General features: G+C 65.0%; 28 protein-coding genes. 17 read left to right on the top strand and 11 right to left on the bottom strand.

The window, feature by feature from the left end:
- Window positions 1–268: 268 nt before the first annotated feature.
- The 4 genes from FXB38_RS12410 to uvrB all read left to right on the top strand — a co-directional run bounded on the left by FXB38_RS12410 (window position 269) and on the right by uvrB (window position 5,021).
- The gene (locus FXB38_RS12410) at window positions 269–1,183 is read left to right on the top strand and encodes a LysR substrate-binding domain-containing protein (protein WP_148751144.1); all 915 of its coding nucleotides are present in this window, start codon (window positions 269–271) and stop codon (window positions 1,181–1,183) included.
- A gap of 175 nt (window positions 1,184–1,358) precedes the next feature.
- Window positions 1,359–1,586 (top strand): hypothetical protein, encoded by a 228-nt coding sequence (locus tag FXB38_RS12405; RefSeq protein ID WP_148751143.1) that lies wholly within the window; start codon window positions 1,359–1,361, stop codon window positions 1,584–1,586.
- A gap of 61 nt (window positions 1,587–1,647) precedes the next feature.
- Window positions 1,648–1,878, top strand: a complete 231-nt coding sequence (locus tag FXB38_RS12400) for a hypothetical protein (protein ID WP_148751142.1) — start codon at window positions 1,648–1,650, stop codon at window positions 1,876–1,878.
- Between the two features lie 107 nt (window positions 1,879–1,985).
- Entirely contained in the window at window positions 1,986–5,021 is a 3,036-nt protein-coding gene (gene uvrB / locus FXB38_RS12395; protein WP_148751141.1) for an excinuclease ABC subunit UvrB, read from the top strand.
- An 80-nt stretch (window positions 5,022–5,101) separates the two neighbouring features.
- Here the strand turns inward: uvrB and FXB38_RS12390 are convergent, their stop codons facing one another.
- Window positions 5,102–5,338 carry a hypothetical protein gene (locus FXB38_RS12390; protein ID WP_148751140.1) on the bottom strand — a complete coding sequence of 79 codons (237 nt, stop codon included), beginning with the start codon at window positions 5,336–5,338 and terminating at the stop codon, window positions 5,102–5,104.
- 274 nt (window positions 5,339–5,612) lie between these two features.
- On the opposite strand from FXB38_RS12390, the gene FXB38_RS12385 reads away from it, so the two are divergent.
- The 4 genes from FXB38_RS12385 (at window position 5,613) to FXB38_RS42675 (ending at window position 8,227) form a co-directional block, all read left to right on the top strand.
- Window positions 5,613–6,053: a nuclear transport factor 2 family protein gene (locus tag FXB38_RS12385; protein ID WP_148751139.1), complete on the top strand. Its 441-nt coding sequence runs from the start codon at window positions 5,613–5,615 to the stop codon at window positions 6,051–6,053.
- Window positions 6,054–6,281: 228 nt separating this feature from the next.
- Window positions 6,282–7,199: a hypothetical protein gene (locus FXB38_RS12380; RefSeq protein WP_148751138.1), complete on the top strand. Its 918-nt coding sequence runs from the start codon at window positions 6,282–6,284 to the stop codon at window positions 7,197–7,199.
- Window positions 7,200–7,371: 172 nt separating this feature from the next.
- Window positions 7,372–7,797, top strand: coding sequence for a hypothetical protein (locus FXB38_RS12375; protein WP_148751137.1), 426 nt, complete (start codon window positions 7,372–7,374; stop codon window positions 7,795–7,797).
- A gap of 292 nt (window positions 7,798–8,089) precedes the next feature.
- A complete protein-coding gene (locus FXB38_RS42675; protein WP_187434827.1) occupies window positions 8,090–8,227 on the top strand; it encodes a hypothetical protein in 138 nt (45 codons plus the stop codon).
- A gap of 65 nt (window positions 8,228–8,292) precedes the next feature.
- Here the strand turns inward: FXB38_RS42675 and FXB38_RS42670 are convergent, their stop codons facing one another.
- From FXB38_RS42670 to FXB38_RS12365, 3 genes are all read right to left on the bottom strand, one after another.
- Window positions 8,293–8,439, bottom strand: coding sequence for a hypothetical protein (locus tag FXB38_RS42670; protein ID WP_187434826.1), 147 nt, complete (start codon window positions 8,437–8,439; stop codon window positions 8,293–8,295).
- A gap of 201 nt (window positions 8,440–8,640) precedes the next feature.
- On the bottom strand, window positions 8,641–9,120 hold the full coding sequence (locus tag FXB38_RS12370; protein WP_148751136.1) for a MaoC family dehydratase: 480 nt from the start codon (window positions 9,118–9,120) through the stop codon (window positions 8,641–8,643).
- Window positions 9,120–9,572: a MaoC family dehydratase gene (locus tag FXB38_RS12365; RefSeq protein WP_148751135.1), complete on the bottom strand. Its 453-nt coding sequence runs from the start codon at window positions 9,570–9,572 to the stop codon at window positions 9,120–9,122. Before FXB38_RS12365 ends, FXB38_RS12370 begins: the two co-directional genes overlap by 1 nt.
- 159 nt (window positions 9,573–9,731) lie before the next feature.
- On the opposite strand from FXB38_RS12365, the gene FXB38_RS12360 reads away from it, so the two are divergent.
- Entirely contained in the window at window positions 9,732–10,028 is a 297-nt protein-coding gene (locus FXB38_RS12360) for a DUF4282 domain-containing protein (protein ID WP_045003742.1), read from the top strand.
- Window positions 10,029–10,171: 143 nt separating this feature from the next.
- Here FXB38_RS12360 and ychF read toward each other — a convergent pair whose 3' ends face one another.
- The 4 genes from ychF to FXB38_RS12340 all read right to left on the bottom strand — a co-directional run bounded on the left by ychF (window position 10,172) and on the right by FXB38_RS12340 (window position 13,099).
- Window positions 10,172–11,269, bottom strand: coding sequence for a redox-regulated ATPase YchF (gene ychF / locus FXB38_RS12355; RefSeq protein ID WP_148751134.1), 1,098 nt, complete (start codon window positions 11,267–11,269; stop codon window positions 10,172–10,174).
- Window positions 11,270–11,274: 5 nt separating this feature from the next.
- On the bottom strand, window positions 11,275–11,880 hold the full coding sequence (pth, locus tag FXB38_RS12350; protein WP_148751133.1) for an aminoacyl-tRNA hydrolase: 606 nt from the start codon (window positions 11,878–11,880) through the stop codon (window positions 11,275–11,277).
- Window positions 11,881–11,938: 58 nt separating this feature from the next.
- Window positions 11,939–12,664 (bottom strand): 50S ribosomal protein L25/general stress protein Ctc, encoded by a 726-nt coding sequence (locus FXB38_RS12345; protein WP_148751132.1) that lies wholly within the window; start codon window positions 12,662–12,664, stop codon window positions 11,939–11,941.
- Between the two features lie 183 nt (window positions 12,665–12,847).
- On the bottom strand, window positions 12,848–13,099 hold the full coding sequence (locus tag FXB38_RS12340) for an accessory factor UbiK family protein (RefSeq protein ID WP_128953911.1): 252 nt from the start codon (window positions 13,097–13,099) through the stop codon (window positions 12,848–12,850).
- A gap of 184 nt (window positions 13,100–13,283) precedes the next feature.
- Between FXB38_RS12340 and FXB38_RS12335 the strand changes: the two genes are divergently transcribed.
- From FXB38_RS12335 to pgeF, 4 genes are read left to right on the top strand one after another with little or no spacing between them, the layout of a single operon-like run.
- Window positions 13,284–14,021 (top strand): dienelactone hydrolase family protein, encoded by a 738-nt coding sequence (locus tag FXB38_RS12335; protein ID WP_148751131.1) that lies wholly within the window; start codon window positions 13,284–13,286, stop codon window positions 14,019–14,021.
- A gap of 8 nt (window positions 14,022–14,029) precedes the next feature.
- Window positions 14,030–14,875 (top strand): prolipoprotein diacylglyceryl transferase, encoded by an 846-nt coding sequence (lgt, locus tag FXB38_RS12330; RefSeq protein WP_148751130.1) that lies wholly within the window; start codon window positions 14,030–14,032, stop codon window positions 14,873–14,875.
- A 21-nt stretch (window positions 14,876–14,896) separates the two neighbouring features.
- The gene (locus FXB38_RS12325) at window positions 14,897–16,018 is read left to right on the top strand and encodes a class I SAM-dependent methyltransferase (RefSeq protein WP_148751129.1); all 1,122 of its coding nucleotides are present in this window, start codon (window positions 14,897–14,899) and stop codon (window positions 16,016–16,018) included.
- Window positions 16,015–16,782: a peptidoglycan editing factor PgeF gene (gene pgeF, locus FXB38_RS12320; protein ID WP_148751128.1), complete on the top strand. Its 768-nt coding sequence runs from the start codon at window positions 16,015–16,017 to the stop codon at window positions 16,780–16,782. The genes FXB38_RS12325 and pgeF overlap by 4 nt, the downstream gene beginning before the upstream one ends.
- Window positions 16,783–16,785: 3 nt before the next feature.
- On the opposite strand, the gene FXB38_RS12315 is transcribed toward pgeF, so the two are convergent.
- Window positions 16,786–17,214, bottom strand: coding sequence for a hypothetical protein (locus tag FXB38_RS12315; RefSeq protein ID WP_148751127.1), 429 nt, complete (start codon window positions 17,212–17,214; stop codon window positions 16,786–16,788).
- A gap of 236 nt (window positions 17,215–17,450) precedes the next feature.
- Here FXB38_RS12315 and FXB38_RS12310 point away from each other — a divergent pair, with 236 nt between their 5' ends.
- A complete protein-coding gene (locus tag FXB38_RS12310; RefSeq protein WP_148751126.1) occupies window positions 17,451–18,089 on the top strand; it encodes a hypothetical protein in 639 nt (212 codons plus the stop codon).
- Window positions 18,090–18,283: 194 nt separating this feature from the next.
- Entirely contained in the window at window positions 18,284–19,237 is a 954-nt protein-coding gene (locus FXB38_RS12305; protein WP_187434825.1) for a ribose-phosphate pyrophosphokinase, read from the top strand.
- 118 nt (window positions 19,238–19,355) lie between these two features.
- Here the strand turns inward: FXB38_RS12305 and FXB38_RS12300 are convergent, their stop codons facing one another.
- On the bottom strand, window positions 19,356–20,444 hold the full coding sequence (locus FXB38_RS12300) for a serine hydrolase domain-containing protein (protein WP_210250906.1): 1,089 nt from the start codon (window positions 20,442–20,444) through the stop codon (window positions 19,356–19,358).
- Window positions 20,445–20,541: 97 nt separating this feature from the next.
- Between FXB38_RS12300 and FXB38_RS12295 the strand changes: the two genes are divergently transcribed.
- Both FXB38_RS12295 and FXB38_RS12290 read left to right on the top strand, forming a co-directional pair.
- On the top strand, window positions 20,542–20,871 hold the full coding sequence (locus tag FXB38_RS12295; RefSeq protein WP_148751124.1) for a PadR family transcriptional regulator: 330 nt from the start codon (window positions 20,542–20,544) through the stop codon (window positions 20,869–20,871).
- Entirely contained in the window at window positions 20,868–21,440 is a 573-nt protein-coding gene (locus FXB38_RS12290; protein WP_148751123.1) for a DUF1700 domain-containing protein, read from the top strand. Before FXB38_RS12295 ends, FXB38_RS12290 begins: the two co-directional genes overlap by 4 nt.
- Before the next feature lie 113 nt (window positions 21,441–21,553).
- On the opposite strand, the gene FXB38_RS12285 is transcribed toward FXB38_RS12290, so the two are convergent.
- Complete coding sequence (locus tag FXB38_RS12285) at window positions 21,554–22,111, bottom strand: 6,7-dimethyl-8-ribityllumazine synthase (protein WP_148751122.1); 558 nt, start codon at window positions 22,109–22,111, stop codon at window positions 21,554–21,556.
- Window positions 22,112–22,183 lie beyond the last annotated feature (72 nt).

Below are 22,183 nucleotides of genomic sequence, written 5' to 3'. Positions count from 1 at the left end.
CGTCTCCCTCGCCCCGCTTGCGGGGAGAGGGTGGGGTGAGGGGGAGTCTCCGCAAGGGAGCTGCCAGCTGGACTCGCGGAGGGTCCCCCTCACCCGGAATTTGCTCTCGCAAATTCCGGCCTCTCCCCGCAGGCGGGGAGAGGCGAAGGGCACCGCCTCCGCCGCAACAAATCAGCATGAATTACGCTGATGTTTGTGCCTCGCTTGCCCCTGCTTCGCAAACTGAGTTATCTTGGCCTGGCATCAGCTTTCCTGAGGGTGTTTGCATTTGCGGCGGCTGCTCTTTCTCAACGGCATCAAGGCATTCGAGGCGGCGGCGCGGACCGGCAGCTTTGCCGCTGCCGGCGTCGAGCTGAGCGTGTCGGCGGCCGCCGTCAGCCGCATGGTGCATCTGCTGGAAGAGCGGCTCGGCGTCGCACTGTTCGAGCGCAAGGCCAACAAGCTCGTCCTGACGCCGGCAGGCCGCGCCTATCAGAGCGGGCTGACGCCGATCTTCGATGCGCTCGCAAGCCTCACCGCGCAGGTCACGGCACCCTCCGGCGTCCGCGTGCTCACCATCGGCGTCGGCCACACCTTCGCGATGCGCTGGCTGATCCCGCGGCTGTCGGAGTTTCGCAATGAGGAGCCCGACATCGAGGTGCGTTTCACCACCGGCGGCGCCGAGGTCGCATTCGGCGAGGACTGGAGCTGCGGCATCAAGCTCGGCACCGGCGACTGGCCGGGGCTGGTTGCTGAGCCGCTGTTCGCCGGCGACCTCACGCCGGTCTGCGTGCCCCGCCTCGCCGCCAGCCTGAAGCGCCCCGCCGATCTCAAGGGCCCGAGCCTGATCCGCGTCACGCATTCGCCGGAGGACTGGCCGCTCTGGCTCAAGGCCGCCGCCCTCCCCCGCATCAACGCGCGCGGGCCGGAGTTCCAGTTTTACGGCCAGGCGCTCCAGGCCGCCGTTGACGGGCTCGGCATCGCCATGGGCATCCGGCCCTATATCGACGACGACCTCGCCGCCGGACGCCTGATCGCGCCATTCGACCTCTCGGTGCCCAAGGGCATGCGCTGGTATCTGCTCTACCGCAGCTTTCAGACCGAGCAGCGCGACTTTGCCGCGTTCCGCCGCTGGATCATGCGGGCCGCGGCGGAACCCGCGGCCCGGCCGCGGCGGTCCGGGCGCGCCACCGGACGGGGCTAGATTCTTGTTTTGACGCGTTTTCTTTACGCGAACCGGTATCCACTTCGCTCGAAAACGCTCTGGCCCATCACCCTTTCGGGGTGAAAAAGCCGGCCGCTTGTGAACGGCTTCACATCTCAAAATCCGCAAACGTGGTCGTCTAACCCTCCGACAAGAGAGCATTTGGGGACTACCAATGACGACCCTTTACGACGGCTTTGACATCGAATCCTTCGAAGCTGGCAAGGGACTGTGGCACGCCCGGATCCGGCGCGCCGATTTCAGCCCGGTTGCCATCGACGGCGTGCTGTTTCCGGCCATGGAAGTCGGCTTCGCCTGGCCCGATCCCGACGCCGCGATCGCCGATGCCAAGCATCACATCGACCGCTTCCGCCGGCGTGCCGACGAGGGCGACGACGAATAGACCCAGCGAGACGGCAACAGGGCTGAGCGACAGCGTGGCGTAACAGGGGGGACACCGGTTCATGTCAGTCATCGACTTCGAAGGCGCGCCGCGGCCGCGAATTTATTCGCGCAAGGTACTGGCGATATGCCCGGAATGTGACGGCGATCTCACGGTGCTCCGTGTGATCGGCGGCCGCGCCGGGTGCGAGTACTGGACCATGCGCTGCACCGATTGCGGTGGGATCCATCTCGACATCCTCGAGCCGCGTCTTCCGGTCGTGGACGGCGAAGGACCGCTGCCGGCGGCGTGAGGCGAAACCGCTGAACGATGGCCCTGCTGCCAAACTGCTGTCAGCAGCCTGCGCACGGACGGGCATTCGCTCTTTTCTGAGGGGCGGACTCGTCCCATATTCGCCTCATGGCGAAGAAACCTGCTCCCCCAAAATCTCCTAAATCCAAAGCTCCGAACTCGAAGGCCCATCGGCCCGACGTGCAGCCGATCGGACCGGCCCTGGCCGAACTGCTCAATCCCGCGATCAATCGCGGCGATGCCGGGCTTGGATCCGGCACCGGCCTGCAGCCGCCGCCGGACAATTCGCGCGACCGCCGCGCCGGAGGCGAGGCCGCCGCGCATCGGGCGCGCGCCTCGACACCGAAGGAGTTTCCGCAGGACATCGCGTCGGGCAGCGCGACTCGTGGTTTACCCCCCTCCCCGACCAAGGGGGGAGGGAGCGGAGAGACCGGTGCGTTTGAAGAGGCGCCGCAGGCCAATTACGGAACCGCGGCCACGATCCCGACGCTCGATCCGGAACTGGCCCGCCAGCTCGGCCTTCCCACCGAGGAGGACGACGCCGAGGCGATGGCGCGCCCGCCGCGCAACAAGATGGAGGCGCTCGGCGTCAAGGCGACCGCGGAAGCGCTGGAATCGCTGATCCGCGAGGGCCGGCCGGAGTTCCGGAAGGATGACGGCTCCACCAAAGTGTGGACCCCGCACCGGCCGCCGCGGCCGGAAAAGTCCGAAGGCGGCGTGCGCTTCGAGATCAAGTCGGAATACGAGCCGCGCGGCGACCAGCCGACCGCGATCGCCGAGCTGGTCGAAGGCATCCGGCGCAACGACCGTTCGCAGGTGCTGCTGGGCGTCACCGGCTCGGGCAAGACCTACACCATGGCCAAGGTGATCGAGGCGACGCAGCGGCCCGCCATCATCCTGGCGCCGAACAAGACGCTCGCCGCCCAGCTCTATGGCGAGTTCAAGAGCTTCTTCCCCGACAACGCGGTCGAGTATTTCGTCTCGTATTACGACTACTACCAGCCGGAAGCGTATGTCCCGCGCACCGACACCTATATCGAGAAGGACTCCTCGATCAACGAGCAGATCGACCGCATGCGTCACTCGGCGACGCGCGCGCTGCTCGAACGCGACGACGTCATCATCGTCGCCTCGGTGTCCTGCATCTACGGTATCGGCTCGGTCGAGACCTACACCGCGATGACCTTTGCGCTGAAGAAGGGCGAGCGCATCGACCAGCGCCAGCTCATCGCCGACCTCGTCGCGCTCCAGTACAAGCGGACGCAAGCCGATTTCACCCGCGGCACGTTTCGCGTGCGCGGCGACGTCATCGACATCTTCCCGGCGCACTATGAGGACCGGGCCTGGCGCGTGAACCTGTTCGGCGACACCATCGAGAACATCGAGGAATTCGATCCGCTCACCGGCCACAAGCAGGACGAGCTCGAATTCATCAAGATGTACGCCAATTCGCACTATGTGACGCCGCGTCCGACGCTGGTGCAGGCGATCAAGTCGATCAAATCCGAGCTGAAGCAGCGGCTCGACCAGCTGCACGACCAGGGACGCCTGCTGGAAGCGCAGCGGCTGGAGCAGCGCACCACCTTCGACCTCGAGATGATGGAGGCGACGGGAAGCTGCGCTGGCATCGAGAACTATTCGCGCTATCTCACCGGCCGCCTGCCCGGCGAGCCGCCGCCGACGCTGTTCGAATACGTTCCCGACAACGCGCTGGTGTTCGCCGACGAGAGCCACGTCACCGTGCCGCAGATCGGCGGCATGTTCCGCGGCGACTTCCGCCGCAAGGCGACGCTGGCCGAATACGGCTTCCGCCTGCCCTCCTGCATGGACAACCGCCCGCTGCGCTTCGAGGAATGGGACATGATGCGGCCGCAGACAGTCGCGGTCTCGGCCACGCCCAGCGCCTGGGAGATCAACGAGAGCGGCGGCGTGTTCGTCGAGCAGGTGATCCGCCCGACCGGGCTGATTGATCCTCCCGTCAACATCCGCCCCGCCCGCACCCAGGTCGACGATCTCGTCGGCGAGGTGCGCGCCACGGCGCAAGCCGGCTATCGCTCGCTGATCACGGTGTTGACCAAGCGCATGGCGGAGGACCTCACCGAATATCTGCATGAGCAGGGCATTCGCGTCCGCTACATGCACAGCGATATCGATACCATCGAGCGCATCGAGATCATCCGCGATTTGCGCCTCGGCGCGTTCGACGCGCTGGTCGGCATCAACCTCTTGCGCGAAGGCCTCGACATTCCCGAATGCGCGCTGGTCGCGATTCTCGACGCCGACAAGGAAGGTTTTCTGCGCAGCGAAACATCCTTGATTCAGACCATCGGCCGCGCTGCGCGCAACGTCGACGGCAAGGTGATCCTCTACGCCGACCAGATGACGGGGTCGATGGAGCGCGCCATCGCCGAAACCGACCGCCGCCGCGAAAAACAGGTCGAGTACAACACGGCGCATGGCATCACGCCGGAGAGCATCAAGAAGTCGATCGGCGACATCATGAACAGCGTCTACGAGCGCGACCATGTGCTGGTCGAGATCGGCGGCCACGACATGACCGACGACGTCATCTCGATCGGCCACAATTTCGAAGCCGTGCTCGCCGATCTGGAAACCCGCATGCGCGAAGCCGCCGCCGATCTGAACTTCGAGGAGGCCGCGCGCCTGCGCGACGAGGTCAAGCGCCTGCGCGCCACCGAGCTTGCGGTCGTCGACGACCCCACCGTCAAGCAGCGCACCGTGGCAGGCAAGGCCGGCGCCTATGCCGGAGCGAAGAAATACGGCGACGCCGCCAACCTGCCGGTCAGCGCGATGAAGAAAAAAACTGTCTCCGCTGCACTCAAGGCCAGCAGCGGTGCCTCCTCCCCCTCTGCCCGTTCTTCACGGGGAGAGGGTCGGGGTGAGGGGCGGTCCACGGGTGGTGCCGGTGGTGGCTCGAGAGTCCGCAAGCCGCATCTCGACGAGATGCACGGGCCGGAGTCGCTGCCGTATCGTGCAGACCGCGCGCTGCCGGCGAAGCCGTTCGGCCGCGAGAGCCGGATCATCCAGCCGACGGATTCACGGCAGTCTGGGCCGGAGTTCGGGCCGGCGCCGAAGTCGACCGGTGGGATGCCGGGGCGGCGCGGGGGGTGGAAGAAGAGGTAGGCGACGGAGTATCGTCCGCGCTTGGTCGTGGCGATGGATTCCGGGCTCGCCGCTTTGCGGCGCCCCGGAATGACAACGGTTTACAGCTTGCCCTGCCCGTTCGCCTGGCTCTGCTGTTGCTGCTGCCTCTCCTGCTCCTTCGCATGGTGCCTGCCGTAGAGGCAGCCGGCGGCGGCGCCGAGGACGCCGTGGTGGCCGGCATAATGACCGGCGACGCCGCCGACGACGGCGCCCTTGATGCAGCCCTTGGCGTTGGCGCCGGAGGTTGCGCCGAGCACGAGAAGCGCGGCAGTGATGGCGATGAGCGGCGATTTCATGAGCGATGTCTCCGGATGCGGTGTCAGCGTCTCAACTGATGTGGCGGGTTCGGGTTCCCGACACGAGGACCGACCCGACTCCCGGTAAAATTACGGGGTTCTGTTGTAAATCTCACAATGTGCGCTCAATTGTGCATTGCAAAATCGTGATTTGCATTTTCGCAGATCACGGTTATTTTGTTTGTACACGAATGAATTGAGCAGCCGCCTCGCGCCTTACTGTGCATGGGGTTGTTTTCCGTTTTTCTGCAAGCCAGTTTCAGGACGCCCCAAAATGACAGAGCACAGCCTCTGGCGTTTCTCGCGTGCGTTGCACCGCGCGATCAACGACCGGCATTTCGAGGACATCAAGGCCCTGATCGACGAGGACGTCGAGTGGGCGATCTATGGCCCGATCGACATGTTTCCGTTCCTCGGCGCGCGCCAGGGCAAGGCGGCCGTGCTCCAGGTCATCCGCCAGCTCGCCGACAATTTCCGCGTCCGCCGCTTCGAGCGCGAGAGCATCATGCTGGGCGTCGATTCCGCCGCCTCGATGCTGCGCTATTCGCTCACCGCGCTGGACTCCGACAAGCCGATCAGCTTGCGCGTCGCGCAGTTCGCCCAGTTCAGGGCGGACCGTCTCATCAGCATGCGCGTGCTGGTCGACACTTTTGACCTGGTCGAGCAGGCACTCGGTCGCGCCATTCATCTGCCGAAGATGACCGGCGTCGGCTGAGGGAGACACCAACGGGCTCCGCAATGCGGGACCGGTCGATTGATGCTCCCGCGACGCGTTCCGGCCTCCAGCCCCGCCGGACGCTTTTGTGGAGATGCTCGTCATCGGGCGCGCGCGTCTTGTGCGCGGCCCGTTGGTTCGGCATTCTTGGCGCCACAATTCTTGGCGCCACAATTTTGCGACGATAGCGCCGCATCCTGTGCGCGAACTGGGCTCGCGGGCAAGGTCATGGAATTCTCGACAGGTTTTGGCTGGATCCGGCTGCCGCTGGCGGCCGCATTCATTTTCGGCTCGGTGGTGATAGCCCCGGCACAGATCATCCCGCCCTTCTCCCCTGCCCCCGCCGCGACCGCGCCAGACGAGGAGGCCGACGCCGCCGAGACCGCCGATGTCAACGACCCCGACGTGCTCAAAGGCATCGATGTCGACAAGCTCGACTGGAGCCAGCTCGCCATCGACGCCGGCACGCTCAACGACCTCATCGCCGCCAAGAAGCGCGCGCAGGCCGCCGCCAACAACGGCATCAACTGGTCGACCAATGCCAACGCGAACGGCTCCTCGGCCGTGACCGTGAAGCAGTCGGTGTCCTCATTCTGGGACACCCGGATCGGCGCCGACATGACGGTGGCGAAAGAGCCGACCACGATGTCGGAGCTGATGGCGCAGAAGGCCGCTAATGGCGGCAACCTGCCGCAATCCTCCGGCAGCGCTTGGGCCACCGCGACCGCGCCGGGCGCAGGCCCCGTGTGGGACAAGACTGCGGTCGAAGCCCGCGTCGATCCCGGCGCCGAGCAGAGCAAGCTTGGCGCGTCGCTGACCAAATCGGTGCCGCTGTCGGGCGATTATGCGCTGACGCTCCAGAACGGCTACAGCGTCAACCAGCAAGGCACCACGGCGCTGCCCGGCGTCGGCGGCCACATCACCCGCAATTACGAGACTGACCAGTCCGCCAAGGTCACGATCGTCGACACCGGTACCAGCATCACCGCCGGCCAGACCATGTCGACCACCGACGACAAATGGCTGCGCAAGTTCGGCGCCGAGCAGAAGCTGTTCGACAACGTCACCGTCTCCGGTTCGGTCGGCGAGACCTCGCAAGGCGCGATCAACAAGAGCCTGACCGCGGGCTTCAAGAAGAGCTGGTGAGCCATCTTTAGAATCCCGTAACCATACGCCACGGCAAAACCCCCGAATGGTCCGCCCTTGCCGCATCTCGGCCCCGTTGCGGTCAAAATCGGACGCCCTCATGCACCGGCCTGACACCCATCGTCGTGCGGGGGACACTCGCGCTGCGCTCAACGCGAACAGGGGAATAACGATGAACGCCATGCGTCCGGAAAAGACCGAGACCACCGAGACCGAGACGGTCGACACCAACCTCGCCGCCGTGACGGAAGTCGAAGCCGGCATCCGCGATTTCGTCCGCAACGACATCGCCTATCTGCGCCGGCCGGCCGCGACCACCACCACCGACGCGCCGCCGCTCGATCCGAGCGCGGAAGCCACCGTCACCAACGTCAACTCGCTGATCCAGCGCGTCGCCGGCACCTCGCTCGCCGAGATCGAGAATCTGATCTCCGAGCTCGAGAGCCTGCGCGACCTGCTGCATGCCGAAGGCCAGCGCGTCCAGCGCGAGATCTCGGGCTACGCCCAGCTCAGCCAGGCCGCGATGAAGTCGACCCGCATGATCGCCGACAACGTCTCCCAGTGGAAACGCGCCGCCGACGGCCTGCGCAACAGCTGATCGCAGCACCAGTCATCACAGCCGCCGCGTTCCGGACGGGACGCGGCGGTTTTGATTCGGGGGTGCCGCTCTCGTGCCCCGGACGCGATGCGGCACGCAGTGACGCGTCGCAGAGCCGGGGCCCACGTTAATACGGAACGCGCGTCACGATGGGTCCCGGCTCTGCGCAGCAGCGCTAAGGCGCTGCTGCGCGTCCGGGACACGAGAGTGCGCTATTGAACCCTCCCCGCCCTCGCACCGACCAATGCCAAGCGCCCGCAGCCTTTGCGGCCGGGCCCGGGGATATTTTCAGATGGAAAGCATTCGGCCCGAAAACACGGACCCGATACCGCTGCGGCCCGCGCCGAACCAGTTCGGGACCATCATGCTGCGCTTTGTCGGATTGCTAGCGGTTGCGATCGCGATATTGGCGTTCGTCTATAGCCGCTGAGGGCGGAGGCCGTGTCGCGGCACCGCGCGGAGGCCACTTCGTGGCCCCGCGGAGTTAACGAGCTCTTAACGGCTCGCGTCGATGCTCGAGGCTTCCAGGGTGTAGGCGCCGTCGGCATAGCCCTTCACCACCATGCCGGCAGCCAGCATCACGGCCAGTGTCGCGGTCGCGAAGATAAATCCAACCAGCTTGAGTGCGCCGCGGTCTGCCATCGTGCTCGTCCCCTGTACTCCGCCCAGTTCGTTCAAATAGACAGCGACAGGTTCATAATTGGTTAGCAACTCGATGGTTCCGGTAACTGCTTCGCAAGGACCGGCCATCTCGCCGAGGCTTATGGCAGCAGCCCAGAATCGCGTCCATAGCGCGCGGGCAACACTCGCGAGCCGATTTCGGCCGTTCATCCTGGAACTGGTCTAACCGCCCTGCCGCATCGGCACGAAGGCGCTGGCGGTGATGGAATAGACCTCTTCGCCACGCTGGTTGGTGCCGGTGGTGCGGGCGGTCAGGATGCCCCAGCCTGGGCGCGAGGCGGAGGTGCGCTTGTCGATGACGACGTTGGAATAGCTGATGGTGTCGCCGGCCAGCACCGGCTTGATCCAGCGCAGGTCGCGAAAGCCTGGTGACGGCCCCCACACCGCGACCTCCTCGCCACGCGCTGCGGCTTCACGCGCCAGACGCTGGCCGTCGGCGACAAGCAGGCTCATGCAGGCCGAGCCGACATGCCAGCCCGACGCCGCAAGCCCGCCGAACAGCGAGTTCTTGCCCTCCTCCTCATCAAGGTGGAAACGCTGCGGATCGAAATTCGCCGCGAACGTCTTGATCGACTCCGCCGTGAAAGTGTAGGCGCCGATGTCGCGGCGATGGCCGATCTCGATCTCCTCGAAGAATGGCATCAGACCGCTCCCGCGCGCCGCTCGATCAGGATCGGCGAGGTCATCTCGCACAGGGCTTCGCCCCTGCCGTTGCGCATCGTGCATTTGAACTTGACGATGCCGAGATTCGGCCTGCTCTTCGAGGTCCGGGCTTCCACGACGTCGACATCGAGCATGAGGTCGTCGCCCGGCCTCAAAGGAGACAGCCAGCGCACCTCGTCGACGCCGGGCGATCCGAGCGAGGCGGCGCGGGTGATGAAACCGTCGGCCATCATCCGCATCATCAGCGAGCAGAGGTGCCAGCCCGAGCCGGACAGGCCGCGCAGCATGCTTTTGCTGGCGGCCTCTTCGTCCAGATGCATCGGTTGCGGATCGAACTCGGCGGCGAAAGCCAGGATCTCGTCGCGGGTGACATGGCGCGGGCCGAACGTTCCATACCGGCCGGTCGGGAAATCTTCGAAGGTCAGGGTCATCTTGGGAAAGCTTTGCGGGAATGACAGATTGTGGCCGCACTTTGCGGCAATCTCAACCCGCCGGCCCGCATGGCTCGTGCTACATTCGGCGAGTCGGGCCGGACCTGCCTCATTGTCGGATTGACGCAGTCGGGGGCGCCATTTGCCCGGGGGAGAGAGATGTTTTCATTCAGCGACCTGTTTCAATGGGACCGCTTCATCACGCCGACGATCATCAAGACCTTCTACTGGCTGGTGATCGGCGTGATCTGCCTGTTCGGACTCTCCGGAATTTTTGCCGGTCTCACCGCGATGGCCATCAGCCCGTTCGCCGGCTTCCTGGTCGTGCTGGAGTCGATCGCGGGCGTCGTCGTCGGAATCGTGTTCTCGCGCATCGCCGCGGAACTGATCCTGATCGTGTTCCGCATCAACGAGCATCTCGGCGCGATCCGGGACCAGGGCGGCGGGGTGCGGTGAGCCTCTCGTGTCCCGGACGCGGCGCGGCATGAAATGACGCGACGCAGTGCCGGGACCCATGCATCCGCAATCAAGATTCCTGGGCCCCGGCTCTGCAGCGCACCGCAAGAGCGCTGCGCAGCGTCCGGGGCACGAAACCCGCGCTAAGTATTAAACCGGAAATGCATCACGTCGCCATCGGCGACAACGTATTCCTTGCCTTCGAGCCGCAGCTTGCCGGCATCGCGGGCGCCGGCTTCACCGTTCAGCGCGACGTAATCCTCATACGCAATCGTCTCGGCGCGGATGAAGCCCTTCTCGAAATCGGTGTGGATCACACCGGCGGCGCCCGGCGCCTTGGTGCCGCGATAGATGGTCCAGGCGCGCGCTTCCTTCGGGCCCACCGTGAAATAGGTGATGAGGTCGAGCAGCGTATAGCCGGCGCGGATCAGGCGATCGAGCCCGGCCTCTTCGAGACCCAGCGTCTCCAGGAAGTCGGCGCGCTCGTCACGCGAGATCGTGGCGATCTCGGATTCGATCTTGGCAGAGATGACGACGGCGACCGCGCCCTCTTTCGCCGCCTGCTCTTCGACCGCCTTGGAGAAGGCGTTGCCTGTCGCGGCAGAGCCTTCCTCGACGTTGCAGACGTAGAGGACCGGCTTCGACGACAGCAGGCCGAGCATCCCGAAGGCGCGCTCCTCCTCCGCCTTGCGCTCGACGAGGCGCGCGGGCTTGCCTTCGCGCAGCAGTACCAGCGTGCGGTTGACGAGGTCGAGCTGCTCCTTGGCGTCCTTGTCGTTGCCCTTGGCTTTCTTGGTGAGGTTGTCGACGCGCTTCTCGAGGCTGTCGAGATCGGCGAGCATCAGCTCGGTCTCGATCGTCTCGATGTCGGCGAGCGGCGCGATCTTGCCCTCGACATGGGTGATGTCGGAATCTTCAAAGCAGCGCACGACATGCGCGATGGCGTCGACCTCGCGGATGTTGGCGAGAAACTGGTTGCCGAGGCCTTCGCCCTTGGAGGCGCCGCGCACCAGGCCGGCGATGTCGACGAAGGTCAGCCGGGTCGGAATGATCTGTCCCGATTTGGCGATCGCCGCGAGCTTGTCGAGCCGCGGATCCGGCACCGCGACCTCGCCGACATTCGGCTCGATGGTGCAGAACGGATAGTTCGCGGCCTGCGCCGCGGCCGTCTCGGTCAGCGCGTTGAACAAGGTCGACTTGCCGACATTGGGCAATCCGACGATTCCGCATTTGAATCCCACGAGCGTTATTCCTTGCCGTTCTCGTCCTTGGTCAAAAATCCCTTCGCCTGCATCGCAAGATGCACCCTGTTGGCGAAGGTCGCGTCCGTGCCCTTGACGATCAGTGCGGCATGCTCGGCCACCGCGTCGCAGAGCGTCATCACCCAGTCGTTGTCGGCTTTGGCGAAGTCCGACAGCACATGGCCGTGCACCATCTCCTTGACGCCGGGGTGACCGATGCCGAGCCTGACACGGCGATACTCGTTGCCGATATGCGCCGAGATCGAGCGCAGGCCGTTATGTCCGGCAATGCCGCCGCCGATCTTCACCCGAACCTTGCCCGGCGGCAGTTCGAGCTCGTCGTGAAACACCGTGACGTCACCGGTCGCGAACTTGAAGAAGCTCGCCGCCTCCTGAACGCTGCGGCCGGAGTCGTTCATATAGGTCATCGGCTTGAGCAGGATCACGCGCTCAGTGCCGAGCGTGCCTTCCGAGGTCTCACCCTGAAAACGACGGCGCCATGGTGCGAAACCATGACGCCGCGCAATCTCGTCGACGGCCATGAAGCCGATATTGTGCCGGTTACGTGCGTATTTCGCGCCGGGATTGCCGAGCCCAACAAAGAGTCGCATGACGCGGCGCGCCCCTCGCTCGGCGCGCGATCAGAGACCGCGCGCCAGCTATGAGAGATTACTTCTTCTTGTCGCCGCCGGCGGGAGCCTTGGCAGCGGCCGCCGGAGCAGCAGCACCCGCAGCCGGAGCAGCACCTGCCGCCGGAGCAGCTGCACCAGCCGCCGGAGCCGCGCCACCAGCAGCAGCCGCAGCCGCGGCCTTCTGCTCTTCGGCGTAGCCGGACGGCGGCACGATGGTGACGAGGGTCGCGTCCTCGCGGGTCAGCGCCTTGACGCCGGCCGGCAGCTTGATGTCTGCCAGATGCAGCGAGTGACCGATTTCGAGCGAGCCGACATCGGCCTCGATGTATTGCGGGATGCTCTCTACGCCGCATTCGAGCTCGATCGCATGGGCGACGATGTTGACGGCGCCGCCGCGCTTCACGCCGGGCGAGCCTTCCGCCTTGACCACGTGCAGAGGCACGCTGATGCGGATGGTGGCACCTTCGCCGAGCCGCATGAAGTCGACATGGATCGGGAAGTCCTTGACCGGATCGAGGTGATAATCGCGCGGAATCACGCGGTGCTTCTTGCCCTCGAGGTCGATGTCGACCAGCGTGGTCAGGAACCGGCCGGCGAGGATGCGCTGGCGCAGTTCGCGATCGTCAACCGAGATCGGGAGCGGGGGCTGCTTGTTGCCATAGATCACTCCGGGCACTTTCCCGGCGCGACGCTCAGCCCGGGCGGCCCCCTTGCCGCTCTTCGGACGTGCGGTCGCCTTCAATTCCTTGACGGTCGTCGCCATAGTCTAAGTCCTTGTTTTTGCAAAAGTTAATGGGCCGCAGCGCGGCCCATGGCATCGTTCGCAGCAAGCCTCCAGGGGTGCGGGGGCCACGAACTGCCGGGCTTTTACCCGGAAGATGCAGAAATGACAAGGAGAATGGGCTGCCCGCCCGGGTTCCCACCCTCCAGGGGAGGGTAAGCGACCTCACCCGCCGAGCTTGGCCTCCAGCGCCGCGATACGCGCCTTCAAGGCCTCGTTCTCCTCGCGGGCGAGGCGGGCCATGTCCTTGACCGCCTCGAACTCCTCGCGCTTGACCAGATCCATGTCGCGCAGGAATTTTTCGGCCTGATTGCGCAGCACCGTATCGAACTCCCGCTTGGCGCCCTGAGCAGCTCCGGCGGCGTCGTTCATCAAGCGGCCGATCTCGTCGAAAAACCGGTTGGTGGTCTGGGTCATGTCGGTCTCCTGATCGGTCTCTTGGCGGCCTGCGATAAACTTTGCGCGAACGGCGGATAAGACAATGGCAATCCGCGGAGGCCGGTTCAAGGGCCGCGCGGTGGTATCCTTGTCATGCCCCGGTTTCCTTGCAATCGTATTCAACGTCCCTGCATAACAAGAATCACAAAGCGGAACGCAAGACATGATCGAGCAGCAGATCGCAATTCCCACCAGGGACGGCCACACCGCGACCTTCATCGTTCATCCCGAGCGCGCCGGACCGTTCCCGGTCATCCTGTTCTACATGGACGCGCCGGCGATCCGCGAAGAGCTGCGCGACATGGCGCGCCGGCTCGCGACATCGGGCTACTACGTGATGCTGCCGAACCTCTATTACCGCTCCGGCGTGATGGAGCTCGGCGCGCTGCCGGCCGATCCGAACGCACCGGAGCGCAAGCGCATGTTCGCGCTGATGGGCTCGCTCACGATTCCCATGATCATGGACGACACGCGCGCGCTGCTCACCTATGCCGAGGGCCAGACGGCCGCGAACACTGAGATCATCGGCACCGTCGGCTACTGCATGAGCGGCCGTTATGCCGTCAACGCCGCCACGCATTTCCCCGATCGCGTCAAGGCGGCCGCCTCGGTCTACGGCACGCAGCTCGCGACCGATCAGGACGACAGCCCGCATCTCGCCGCGAGCAAGACCAAGGCCGAGCTCTATTTCGCCTGCGCCGAGACCGACATCTACGCGCCGACCGAGATCATCGAGAGGGTCAAGCAGGGCATGAGCGGCGCGAAAGCCGAGGTCGAGATCTATCCCGGGACCCATCACGGCTTCGCCTTTCCCAAGCGCCCGGTCTATGACCGCGACGCCGCCGAGCGGCATTGGGAGCGCCTGCTGGCGCTCTATCGCCGCAATCTCGTCCAGTCATAGAAGGCACGATGCCCTTTCTGCTCATCGACTTTCCGTCCTTCAACCCGATCGCGGTCGCGATCGGGCCGTTCGCGATCCGCTGGTATGCGCTGGCCTATATCGGCGGCATCGTCATCGGCTGGCTCTATGCGCGCTCGCTGCTGAAGAACGAGCGGCTGTGGGGCGGCCCCGCGCCGATGTCGCTGGTGCAGATCGACGACTTCATTCTGTGGGTTACACTCGGCATCATCCTGGGCGGCCGCACCGGCTACGTGCTGTTCTACAATCTGCCCTTCTTCATCGAGCATCCCACGGCGATCTTCCGGCTGTGGGAGGGCGGCATGTCGTTCCACGGCGGCTTCCTCGGCTGCGTCGTCGCAGTGATGTGGTTTGCCTATCGCAACGGCATCTCGATCCTATCGCTCGGTGACATCACCACTGCAGTCGCCCCGATCGGGCTTCTGCTCGGGCGCATCGCCAATTTCATCAACGGCGAATTGTGGGGCCGCGCTACCGACGCAAGCCTGCCCTGGGCCATGGTATTCCCCAACGATCCCTCGCATTTGCCGCGCCATCCGAGCCAGCTCTATGAAGCCGGCATGGAGGGCATCCTGCTGTTCACCGTGCTCGCGATCTTGATCCGCCTCGGCGCCTTGAAACGCCCCGGCATGATCCTCGGCGCCTTCATCCTGATCTACGGCCTGACCCGCATCGCCGGCGAGCATTTCCGCGAACCGGACGAGCAGCTCGGCTTCCTCTGGGGCGGATTAACCATGGGCATGCTGCTGTCGATCCCGATGCTTATCGTCGGCGGTATACTTATTGTATGGGCTGTCAGGCGCGGCGCGCCCAAGGCGCTCGATCCCGTTCGTTAATCCATTTCGAGAAGACAGATCGTGACCGAACAGCCATTGCTCAACGAGATCAAGGCGCTGATCAAATCCTCAGGCCCCATGCCGGTCTGGCGATACATGGAAACGTGCCTGATGCACCCGCGCTACGGATATTACGTCTCGCGCGATCCATTGGGACGAGAGGGCGACTTCACCACCGCGCCCGAAGTCAGCCAGATGTTCGGCGAATTGCTGGGATTGTGGACCGCCTCGGTCTGGAAGCAGATGGGCTCGCCGCAACTCCTGCGGCTGATCGAGATCGGCCCCGGCCGCGGCACCATGATGGCGGACGCGCTGCGCGCACTGCGCGTGCTGCCGCCGCTCTATCAAGGGCTGAGCATTCATCTGGTCGAGGTCAATCCGGTTCTGCGCGAGCGGCAGAGTGCGACATTATCGGGCGTGCGCAACAATATCGCCTGGCACGACAGCATCGATGACGTGCCTGAGGGACCGAGCATCATCCTCGCCAACGAATATTTCGACGTGCTGCCGATCCACCAGATGGTGAAGCGCGAGAATGGCTGGCACGAGCGTGTGGTCGAGATCGACCCCAACGGCAAGCTTCAGTTCGACGCGGCCGCAGAGCCGACGCCACGATTCGACGTGCTGCTGCCGCCCCTGGTGCGTGCGGCGCCGGTCGGCGCGGTGTTCGAATGGCGGCCCGATACCGAGATCATGAAGCTCGCCACGCGCGTGCGCGACCAGGATGGCGCGGCGCTGATCATCGATTACGGCCATCTGCGCAGCGATGCCGGTGACACTTTTCAGGCCATCGCACGTCACTCCTTCACCGATCCCCTGAAGGCGCCGGGCCAGGCCGACCTCACTGCCCATGTCGACTTCCAGGCGCTCGCGCGCGCAGCCGAGGACGTCGGCGCTCGTGTGCACGGGCCGGTGACGCAAGGGGATTTCCTCAAGCGTGTCGGCATCGACACCCGCGCAGCCGCGCTGATGCAGAAGGCGACGCCGGAGGTGGCCACCGACATTTCCGTGGCACTGAAGCGGCTGACCGACACCGGGCGCAGCGGCATGGGTGCGATGTTCAAGGTGCTCGGCATCTCCGAGCCGCGACTGACGGGCCTTGCGGGCCTCAGCGATCTCGATCGGGCCGGAGGCCGTTCATGACTCTCACTTCGTCGCTGCTGTCGGCGGTGCCGGGTCTGCGCCATTGCTTTTTCACGCGTGAAGGCGGCGTCTCCAACGGCATCTATGCCGCGCTGAACGGCGGGCTCGGCTCCAACGACGATCCGGCCCTTGTTGCAGAGAACCGCCGCCGCATGGCCGAGCATGTCGGCGTCGCGCCGGAGCGCTTCCTCAGCCTGCATCAGATCCATTCGCCCGACGTCCTCATCGCCGACGCGCCCTGGCCGGGCGGCCCGCGGCCGAAGGGGGACGCACTGGTAACCAAAATGCCCGGCATCGCGCTCGGCGTCTCCACCGCCGATTGCGGCCCGGTGCTGTTCGTCGATCCCAACGCGGGTGTGATCGGCGGCGCCCATGCGGGCTGGAAGGGCGCGCTGACGGGTGTGCTGGAATCCACGATTCTGGCGATGGAAAAGCTCGGCGCCACCCGCAACGGCATCATCGCCGCGATCGGGCCCTTGATCCGGCAGGACAGTTACGAGGTCGGCAACGAGTTCGTCGCGCGCTTCCTCGATGCGGATGCGGACAACGCTGTGCTCTTCATCCCGTCGGTGCGCGAGGGCCATGCGATGTTCGACCTCGCCGGCTTCATCCGCAAGCGGCTGGAAGCCGCCGGCATTTTGATGATCGACGATCTTGGCCTGGACACGTATGCGGACGAGCGCTTCTTCAGCTATCGCCGTTCAGTTCATCGCAAGGAGCCGGACTACGGCCGCCACATTCACGCGATCGCGCTGGAGGGGTAAGTGTCAGTCGTTACACTTCTCGAATAGCGGTGTTTGCTGCTGGGTGCGATCCCATTGCGTCGGCAACTCCTCGTACTGCTTGGAAGGTGGGGGCGGCGGCGGAGGTCGGACGTAAAAGCCTTCTTCGACGTCAAACTTCTTCCTGTCCTCGCGATGCGCGGAAAATGTTCGATATTTCTCGCCAACCTTCAGCAGGACGTCTCCCAGGGCTCGCCAGGCTGACGCCACCACACCGCCGCGACGGTCGGCGGAGGATCCTGAACCGACACGAACTTGATCTTGTCGTCCGCGATGCGCGTCGCAGCATAGATAGTGCTGATGAATGTCCGCACCTGCCCGGGTGAAAACGTTCCTATCACGTTCCTGATTGTCGGCGATCCCGAGGACGGCACAATGTATGTCATCCGCGCGCCGCAGCCGTTGCTCGTGCAAGCCTGATTTGGATCCCGCTTGCAATCGACCGACCACGTCCCAACCAAACCGAAGGACCGAATCACCTCGGCAGCGCTCTCTGCGGCGGCGGCCGGGCCTGCGGCAAGGCATGCGATGATCAAGCCAAAAGCCGGGCCCCTCATCGACCGCTCCCCATCCACATCGGCCTGATCGGTTAAGCCCTGTGTTCTGCCTTCCCTAGACGTTAAGCGATTTTAACGATATCGCAAGGCGCAATGAGGGAAGCGTCAACCCGCCTGCTCCAAACCCGGATAATAATGCGCGCCGCGATCGCCGCCGCATCGATCGTGATCGCTTGCGCGCTTGGCGGCTGCGCCGGGGGTGGCAGTGCTGCTGATTCCTACGCGATGGCGCCGAGCGCCGGCTCCGGGGCGACGGTCGCCTTCGAGTCGATCGACGGGCCGCCGCCGCAGGTGTTCGACCGCATGGTCGGCGTGCTCGACAGCGAATCCAAGCTTCGCAGTCTGTCCGTGGTCTCCCGCGAGGGGACGGCTGCCTACCGGGTGCGCAGCTACCTCTCCGCCCAGGTGGTGCGCGGCAAGACCGTGATCGCCTGGGTCTGGGACGTTTATGACGCCAACCAGCAGCGGGCGCTGCGTCTCTCCGGCGAGGAACCGACCGCGGCCAAGGGCGGCCGGGACGCGGCGCGTGATCCCTGGCAGGCGGCCGACGACCTCGTGCTGCGGAAGATCGCCCAGGCCGGATTCAGCGGACTTTCCAATATGATCAACGGAGCGCCGGCGGACTCGCCGGGCTCGGTTCCGGGCCTGCGCGGACCCGCCGTGGCAAGCGTGGCACCCGATTCTGGGGCGCCGGAGAGGCAGGCCTCGGCGCTCGGCTATACCCAGCAATAACCACCGCTAAACCACGGGCCCAAGTACCAGCCAAGCCGTTGGCCCGACTCAGGATTTTCAGAGGGAAAACGTAGCATCCCGGGTTGCCATTGCGGGCTTCGGCCTGATATTTCCTCGCCCGTCGTAACCGTGCTGCCAGTGGGTATTCTCTGATGTTGAACGTCGTATCCAGCAAAGCGCGGGAGGAAGCGTCCATGTCGGCCAAAAACGGCTCCATCAAGCTCGTCGCCGGCAACTCCAATCCGGCTCTCGCGCAGGCCATCGCGCAGGGTCTCGACATGGCGCTGACCAAAGCGGTGGTCCGGCGCTTCGCCGACATGGAGATCTTCGTCGAGGTCCAGGAGAACATCCGCGGCTCGGATGCCTTCATCATTCAGTCGACCTCGTTTCCGGCGAACGACAATCTGATGGAGTTGCTGATCATCACCGACGCGCTGCGCCGCTCTTCGGCGCGCCGCATCACCGCAGTGATCCCCTATTTCGGCTACGCCAGGCAAGACCGCCGCTCCGGCTCGCGCACGCCGATCTCGGCCAAGCTCGTCGCCAATCTGATCACCCATGCAGGTGTCGACCGCGTCATGACGCTCGACCTGCATGCGGGCCAGATCCAGGGCTTCTTCGATATCCCGACCGACAATTTGTTCGCTGCCCCCCTGATGGTGCGCGACATCCGCGAACGTTTCGATCTCGGCAAGGTGATGGTGGTATCGCCCGACGTCGGCGGCGTGGCCCGCGCCCGCGGCCTCGCCAAGCGCATCAATACCCCGCTCGCCATCGTCGACAAGCGCCGTGAGCGTCCGGGCGAGTCCGAGGTCATGAACGTGATCGGCGACGTAGCCGGCTACAGCTGTATCCTGGTCGACGACATCGTCGACTCCGGTGGCACGCTGGTGAACGCAGCCGATGCGCTGATCGCCAAGGGCGCGAAGGACGTCTCCGCCTACATCACCCACGGCGTGCTCTCCGGCGGCGCGGCGGCCCGTATCGCCGGCTCGAAGCTGAAAGAGCTCGTCATCACCGACTCGATCCTGCCGACGGAAGCGGTGACCAAGGCCCCGAACATCCGGACGTTGCCGATCGCGAGCCTGATCTCCGACGCGATCGCGCGCACCGCGGCGGAAGAGTCGGTGTCGAGCCTGTTCGACTGACTTTTGTTCGCTCTGTCTCGTAGGGTGGGCAAAGGCGCAAAGCGACGTGCCCACCATCTCTCCGCGGTTGCGATAGAAAGTGGTGGGCACGCTTCGCTTTTGCCCACCCTACCGCCCCTCACGCCGCAAAGCCCGGCAGCACCACCTCCTTCATCAGCGCGAGCATCACGGCGGTCTGCTCCTGGCCGGATCGCTGATAGTTTCCGCAGTGGATCACCACGACGAGATCGCGCGCCGGCATCACGAACAGATATTGGCCGCCCCAGCCGACACCGCCGAACCAATGCAGGGGTTGCGCCGTGGCGAAATCGCCCATGTACCAGTGATAGCCGTAATCGCGGCCAACCCGGGTCGGGACGACCGGTGTGGTCACGCGCTTCACCCAGTCGGACTGAGCGACGGACTTTCCATTCCAGCTGCCGTTCGCCAGCATGAGCTGTCCCATCTTGACGAGATCGCGCGGCAGGAGACGCGCCCCTGATGCCGCACGCGGTTCGCCGTCACGGCCAACGTTCCAGTCGGACGGACCAAAGCCGAGCGGATCGAACAGCACGCGGCGGCAATAGGCCGGCAGGGCTTCGCCGGTACCCCTGGCAATGAGCCGACCCAGCAGCGCGGTCGCGCCGCCGCAATAAGTCCATTTCGCGCCTGGTTCGCCGACGATCGGACGTTCGAGGATGAAGCGGTAGCGATCGGGCGCGGCTTCCATCGCCGTCTCGGCGTTGCGTGGATCGCCGTAAACAATCGCAAGCTCCTCCCATTCCAAGCCGAGCGTCATCGAGAGCACATGGTGGATCGTGATCTTGTCGCGGCCGGGCTGCGCGGCGAGATCGGCATATTCCGGAAACTGCGCGTAAAGCTTTGCGTCCGGCGGCGGCACCTTTCCTTCCGCGAGCGCAATGCCATAGGCGAGACCGACGACGCTCTTGGAGACAGAGCGCAGATCGTGCAGCACGTTGGGGCCAAAGACGGTGTCGCCGAGCGGAGCGCCCAAGCGCTCGTCTGCGCCCCGGCCGTAATGCTCGAACACAAGCTTGCCGCCCTGGCTGACCAGGAGCACATGCAGACCGGGCACCTTTCCGGTCTGCATAAGCCCGGCGAGGCGCTCGGCGGTGTCGGACGATGCGGCGATCGCAGGCATGGCCCGCGGAAGGACGATGCTCGCGCCGAGGGCTGTCAGTAGATGACGACGGTTGAGATAAGCCATGATCGATTTCCTCCGGAATGGGGTATACACAGGTACCTTGTAATACACAGTACCTTGCTATATAAGCTCCCCCGAAAGCGGTGTAGTCAAGGAGGAAATGGCCGACTCGTCGAATCAGGTTCAGCTCAAGAAGGGTGCGCTGGAGCTCTGCGTGCTCGCCCTGCTCGCACGCGGCGAGAGCTATGCCTATGAGATCGCGAGCACGCTGTCGGCCGGCGTCGGCATGGGTGAAGGAACGATCTATCCGCTGATGCGGCGGATGCAGGATGATGGGCTGGTCGACACCCGCCTCGAGGAATCCAATAGCGGCCCGCCGCGCAAATATTACCGGCTGACGGCCGCCGGCCGCGCCGCCTTCACCGCGCAGAAGCGCGAATGGCGAAGCTTTTCGGATGCCGTGGACCGGTTGCTCGGAGACGCCAAATGAACCGCGCCGACTTCCTTCAGATGCTCGGCGATGGGCTCGCGGGACTGCCCGCGGCCGAGATCGACGACATCCTGGCCGACTACGCCGCCCATTTCGAGGAGGCCCGCGCCTCGGGGCGGACGGAGCAGGAGGTCGCCTCCGCGCTTGGCGACCCCAGACGGCTGGCACGCGAGCTGCGCGCCGAGACGGGATTGCGCCGGTGGGAGAACCATCACTCCTTCCGCAACTCCACGGCCGCGCTGTTCGCGCTCAGTGGCCTCGCCGTGGTCGACATCGTCCTGCTGCTGCCGCTGCTGCTCGCCGTGCTGCTGATCCTGCTCGTGATCGCCTTCGTGATGTGCGTGCTGGGAATCGTCGGCATCGGCTTGCTCATCAGCGTCTACAAGCATTCCGGCGACGGGCGGATTGTCGAGCTGATCTTGCGCGGGCTCGCAGGCGTCGCGCTGGTAACCACGGGCGCAGGGTTCGCTGCGCTGCTGGCGCTGGGACTCAATGCCGCCGTCCGGTGGCTCGGCGGTTATGCCCGGCTGCATTACCGGCTGCTCAAGCCGGACCGGACCGAGCCGTGAGTTTCAGCCGGCTTCCGATCTTGCCGGCCGCCCCGTCTCAACACGGCCTCCTCCCGCCGCCGACCTGATGGAACGGCGGCGGGATTGACGACCAGCGGCGTGTGAAGGGACAGTTACACAATCCCCGCCGCGACCTGGCCGCGCAGGCGCTCAAGGCCGTGCAACGTCTCCGCACAAGCGGCCGCGACCTCGACGCCCTTGATCGCAAAGTGCCTGCGGAAGAAATCGTAATGCACTTCGGTCTCGTGGAATTGCTGCGGCGTCAGCACGGCGGAGAACACCGGCACCTCGGTGCGGAGCTGCACGTCCATCAGCGCCTTGATCACGGTGTCGGCGACGAACTCGTGGCGATAGATGCCACCGTCAACGACAAGCCCGGCCGCGACGATCGCGGTGTAGCGCCGCGTCTTGGCGAGGAGCTGCGCATGCAGCGGGATCTCGAACGAGCCCGGCACCTCGAACACGTCGACATGAGTGAGGTGGCGCGCCTCCGCCTCCTTCATGAAGGCAATGCGGGCCTCCGCGACCACGTCGCGGTGCCAGCAGGCCTGCACGAAGGCCACCCGCTGCGGTTTCGCAAAGCGCGGATGCTCGGTCGCCGGGTCCTGTGGAACCGACGGCGGTTGTGTCTGGGAGATTTCGGCTTGGGGATCTTGCAACATCTGATTCATGGCTTTCCTCAGTTAAGGACCAGAATCAGGGCACACGGAACGACAAACAGCCGCATCTTGCGATGCGTCTGC

The sequence above is a fragment of the Bradyrhizobium cytisi genome (assembly GCF_008123515.1).
GTDB lineage: Bacteria > Pseudomonadota > Alphaproteobacteria > Rhizobiales > Xanthobacteraceae > Bradyrhizobium > Bradyrhizobium cytisi.
This window is presented reverse-complemented; position numbering and strand designations above follow the sequence as displayed.

Excerpts from the sequence above, each read along its gene's own strand:
- FXB38_RS12390 (WP_148751140.1), bottom strand. The coding sequence starts at position 5,338 with ATGAAATCGCCGCTCATCGCCATCACTGCCGCGCTTCTCGTGCTCGGC.
- FXB38_RS12295 (WP_148751124.1), top strand. The coding sequence starts at position 20,542 with ATGGCCGACTCGTCGAATCAGGTTCAGCTCAAGAAGGGTGCGCTGGAG.
- FXB38_RS12365 (WP_148751135.1), bottom strand. The coding sequence starts at position 9,572 with ATGACCCTGACCTTCGAAGATTTCCCGACCGGCCGGTATGGAACGTTC.
- FXB38_RS12405 (WP_148751143.1), top strand. The coding sequence starts at position 1,359 with ATGACGACCCTTTACGACGGCTTTGACATCGAATCCTTCGAAGCTGGC.
- uvrB (WP_148751141.1), top strand. The coding sequence starts at position 1,986 with ATGGCGAAGAAACCTGCTCCCCCAAAATCTCCTAAATCCAAAGCTCCG.
- FXB38_RS12345 (WP_148751132.1), bottom strand. The coding sequence starts at position 12,664 with ATGGCGACGACCGTCAAGGAATTGAAGGCGACCGCACGTCCGAAGAGC.
- FXB38_RS12400 (WP_148751142.1), top strand. The coding sequence starts at position 1,648 with ATGTCAGTCATCGACTTCGAAGGCGCGCCGCGGCCGCGAATTTATTCG.
- FXB38_RS12370 (WP_148751136.1), bottom strand. The coding sequence starts at position 9,120 with ATGCCATTCTTCGAGGAGATCGAGATCGGCCATCGCCGCGACATCGGC.
- FXB38_RS12375 (WP_148751137.1), top strand. The coding sequence starts at position 7,372 with ATGAACGCCATGCGTCCGGAAAAGACCGAGACCACCGAGACCGAGACG.
- FXB38_RS12360 (WP_045003742.1), top strand. The coding sequence starts at position 9,732 with ATGTTTTCATTCAGCGACCTGTTTCAATGGGACCGCTTCATCACGCCG.
- FXB38_RS12335 (WP_148751131.1), top strand. The coding sequence starts at position 13,284 with ATGATCGAGCAGCAGATCGCAATTCCCACCAGGGACGGCCACACCGCG.
- FXB38_RS12300 (WP_210250906.1), bottom strand. The coding sequence starts at position 20,444 with ATGGCTTATCTCAACCGTCGTCATCTACTGACAGCCCTCGGCGCGAGC.
- pgeF (WP_148751128.1), top strand. The coding sequence starts at position 16,015 with ATGACTCTCACTTCGTCGCTGCTGTCGGCGGTGCCGGGTCTGCGCCAT.
- FXB38_RS12305 (WP_187434825.1), top strand. The coding sequence starts at position 18,284 with ATGTCGGCCAAAAACGGCTCCATCAAGCTCGTCGCCGGCAACTCCAAT.
- FXB38_RS42670 (WP_187434826.1), bottom strand. The coding sequence starts at position 8,439 with ATGGCAGACCGCGGCGCACTCAAGCTGGTTGGATTTATCTTCGCGACC.
- FXB38_RS12385 (WP_148751139.1), top strand. The coding sequence starts at position 5,613 with ATGACAGAGCACAGCCTCTGGCGTTTCTCGCGTGCGTTGCACCGCGCG.
- FXB38_RS12380 (WP_148751138.1), top strand. The coding sequence starts at position 6,282 with ATGGAATTCTCGACAGGTTTTGGCTGGATCCGGCTGCCGCTGGCGGCC.
- FXB38_RS12340 (WP_128953911.1), bottom strand. The coding sequence starts at position 13,099 with ATGACCCAGACCACCAACCGGTTTTTCGACGAGATCGGCCGCTTGATG.
- FXB38_RS12285 (WP_148751122.1), bottom strand. The coding sequence starts at position 22,111 with ATGAATCAGATGTTGCAAGATCCCCAAGCCGAAATCTCCCAGACACAA.
- lgt (WP_148751130.1), top strand. The coding sequence starts at position 14,030 with ATGCCCTTTCTGCTCATCGACTTTCCGTCCTTCAACCCGATCGCGGTC.
- FXB38_RS12310 (WP_148751126.1), top strand. The coding sequence starts at position 17,451 with ATGAGGGAAGCGTCAACCCGCCTGCTCCAAACCCGGATAATAATGCGC.
- FXB38_RS12290 (WP_148751123.1), top strand. The coding sequence starts at position 20,868 with ATGAACCGCGCCGACTTCCTTCAGATGCTCGGCGATGGGCTCGCGGGA.
- FXB38_RS42675 (WP_187434827.1), top strand. The coding sequence starts at position 8,090 with ATGGAAAGCATTCGGCCCGAAAACACGGACCCGATACCGCTGCGGCCC.
- pth (WP_148751133.1), bottom strand. The coding sequence starts at position 11,880 with ATGCGACTCTTTGTTGGGCTCGGCAATCCCGGCGCGAAATACGCACGT.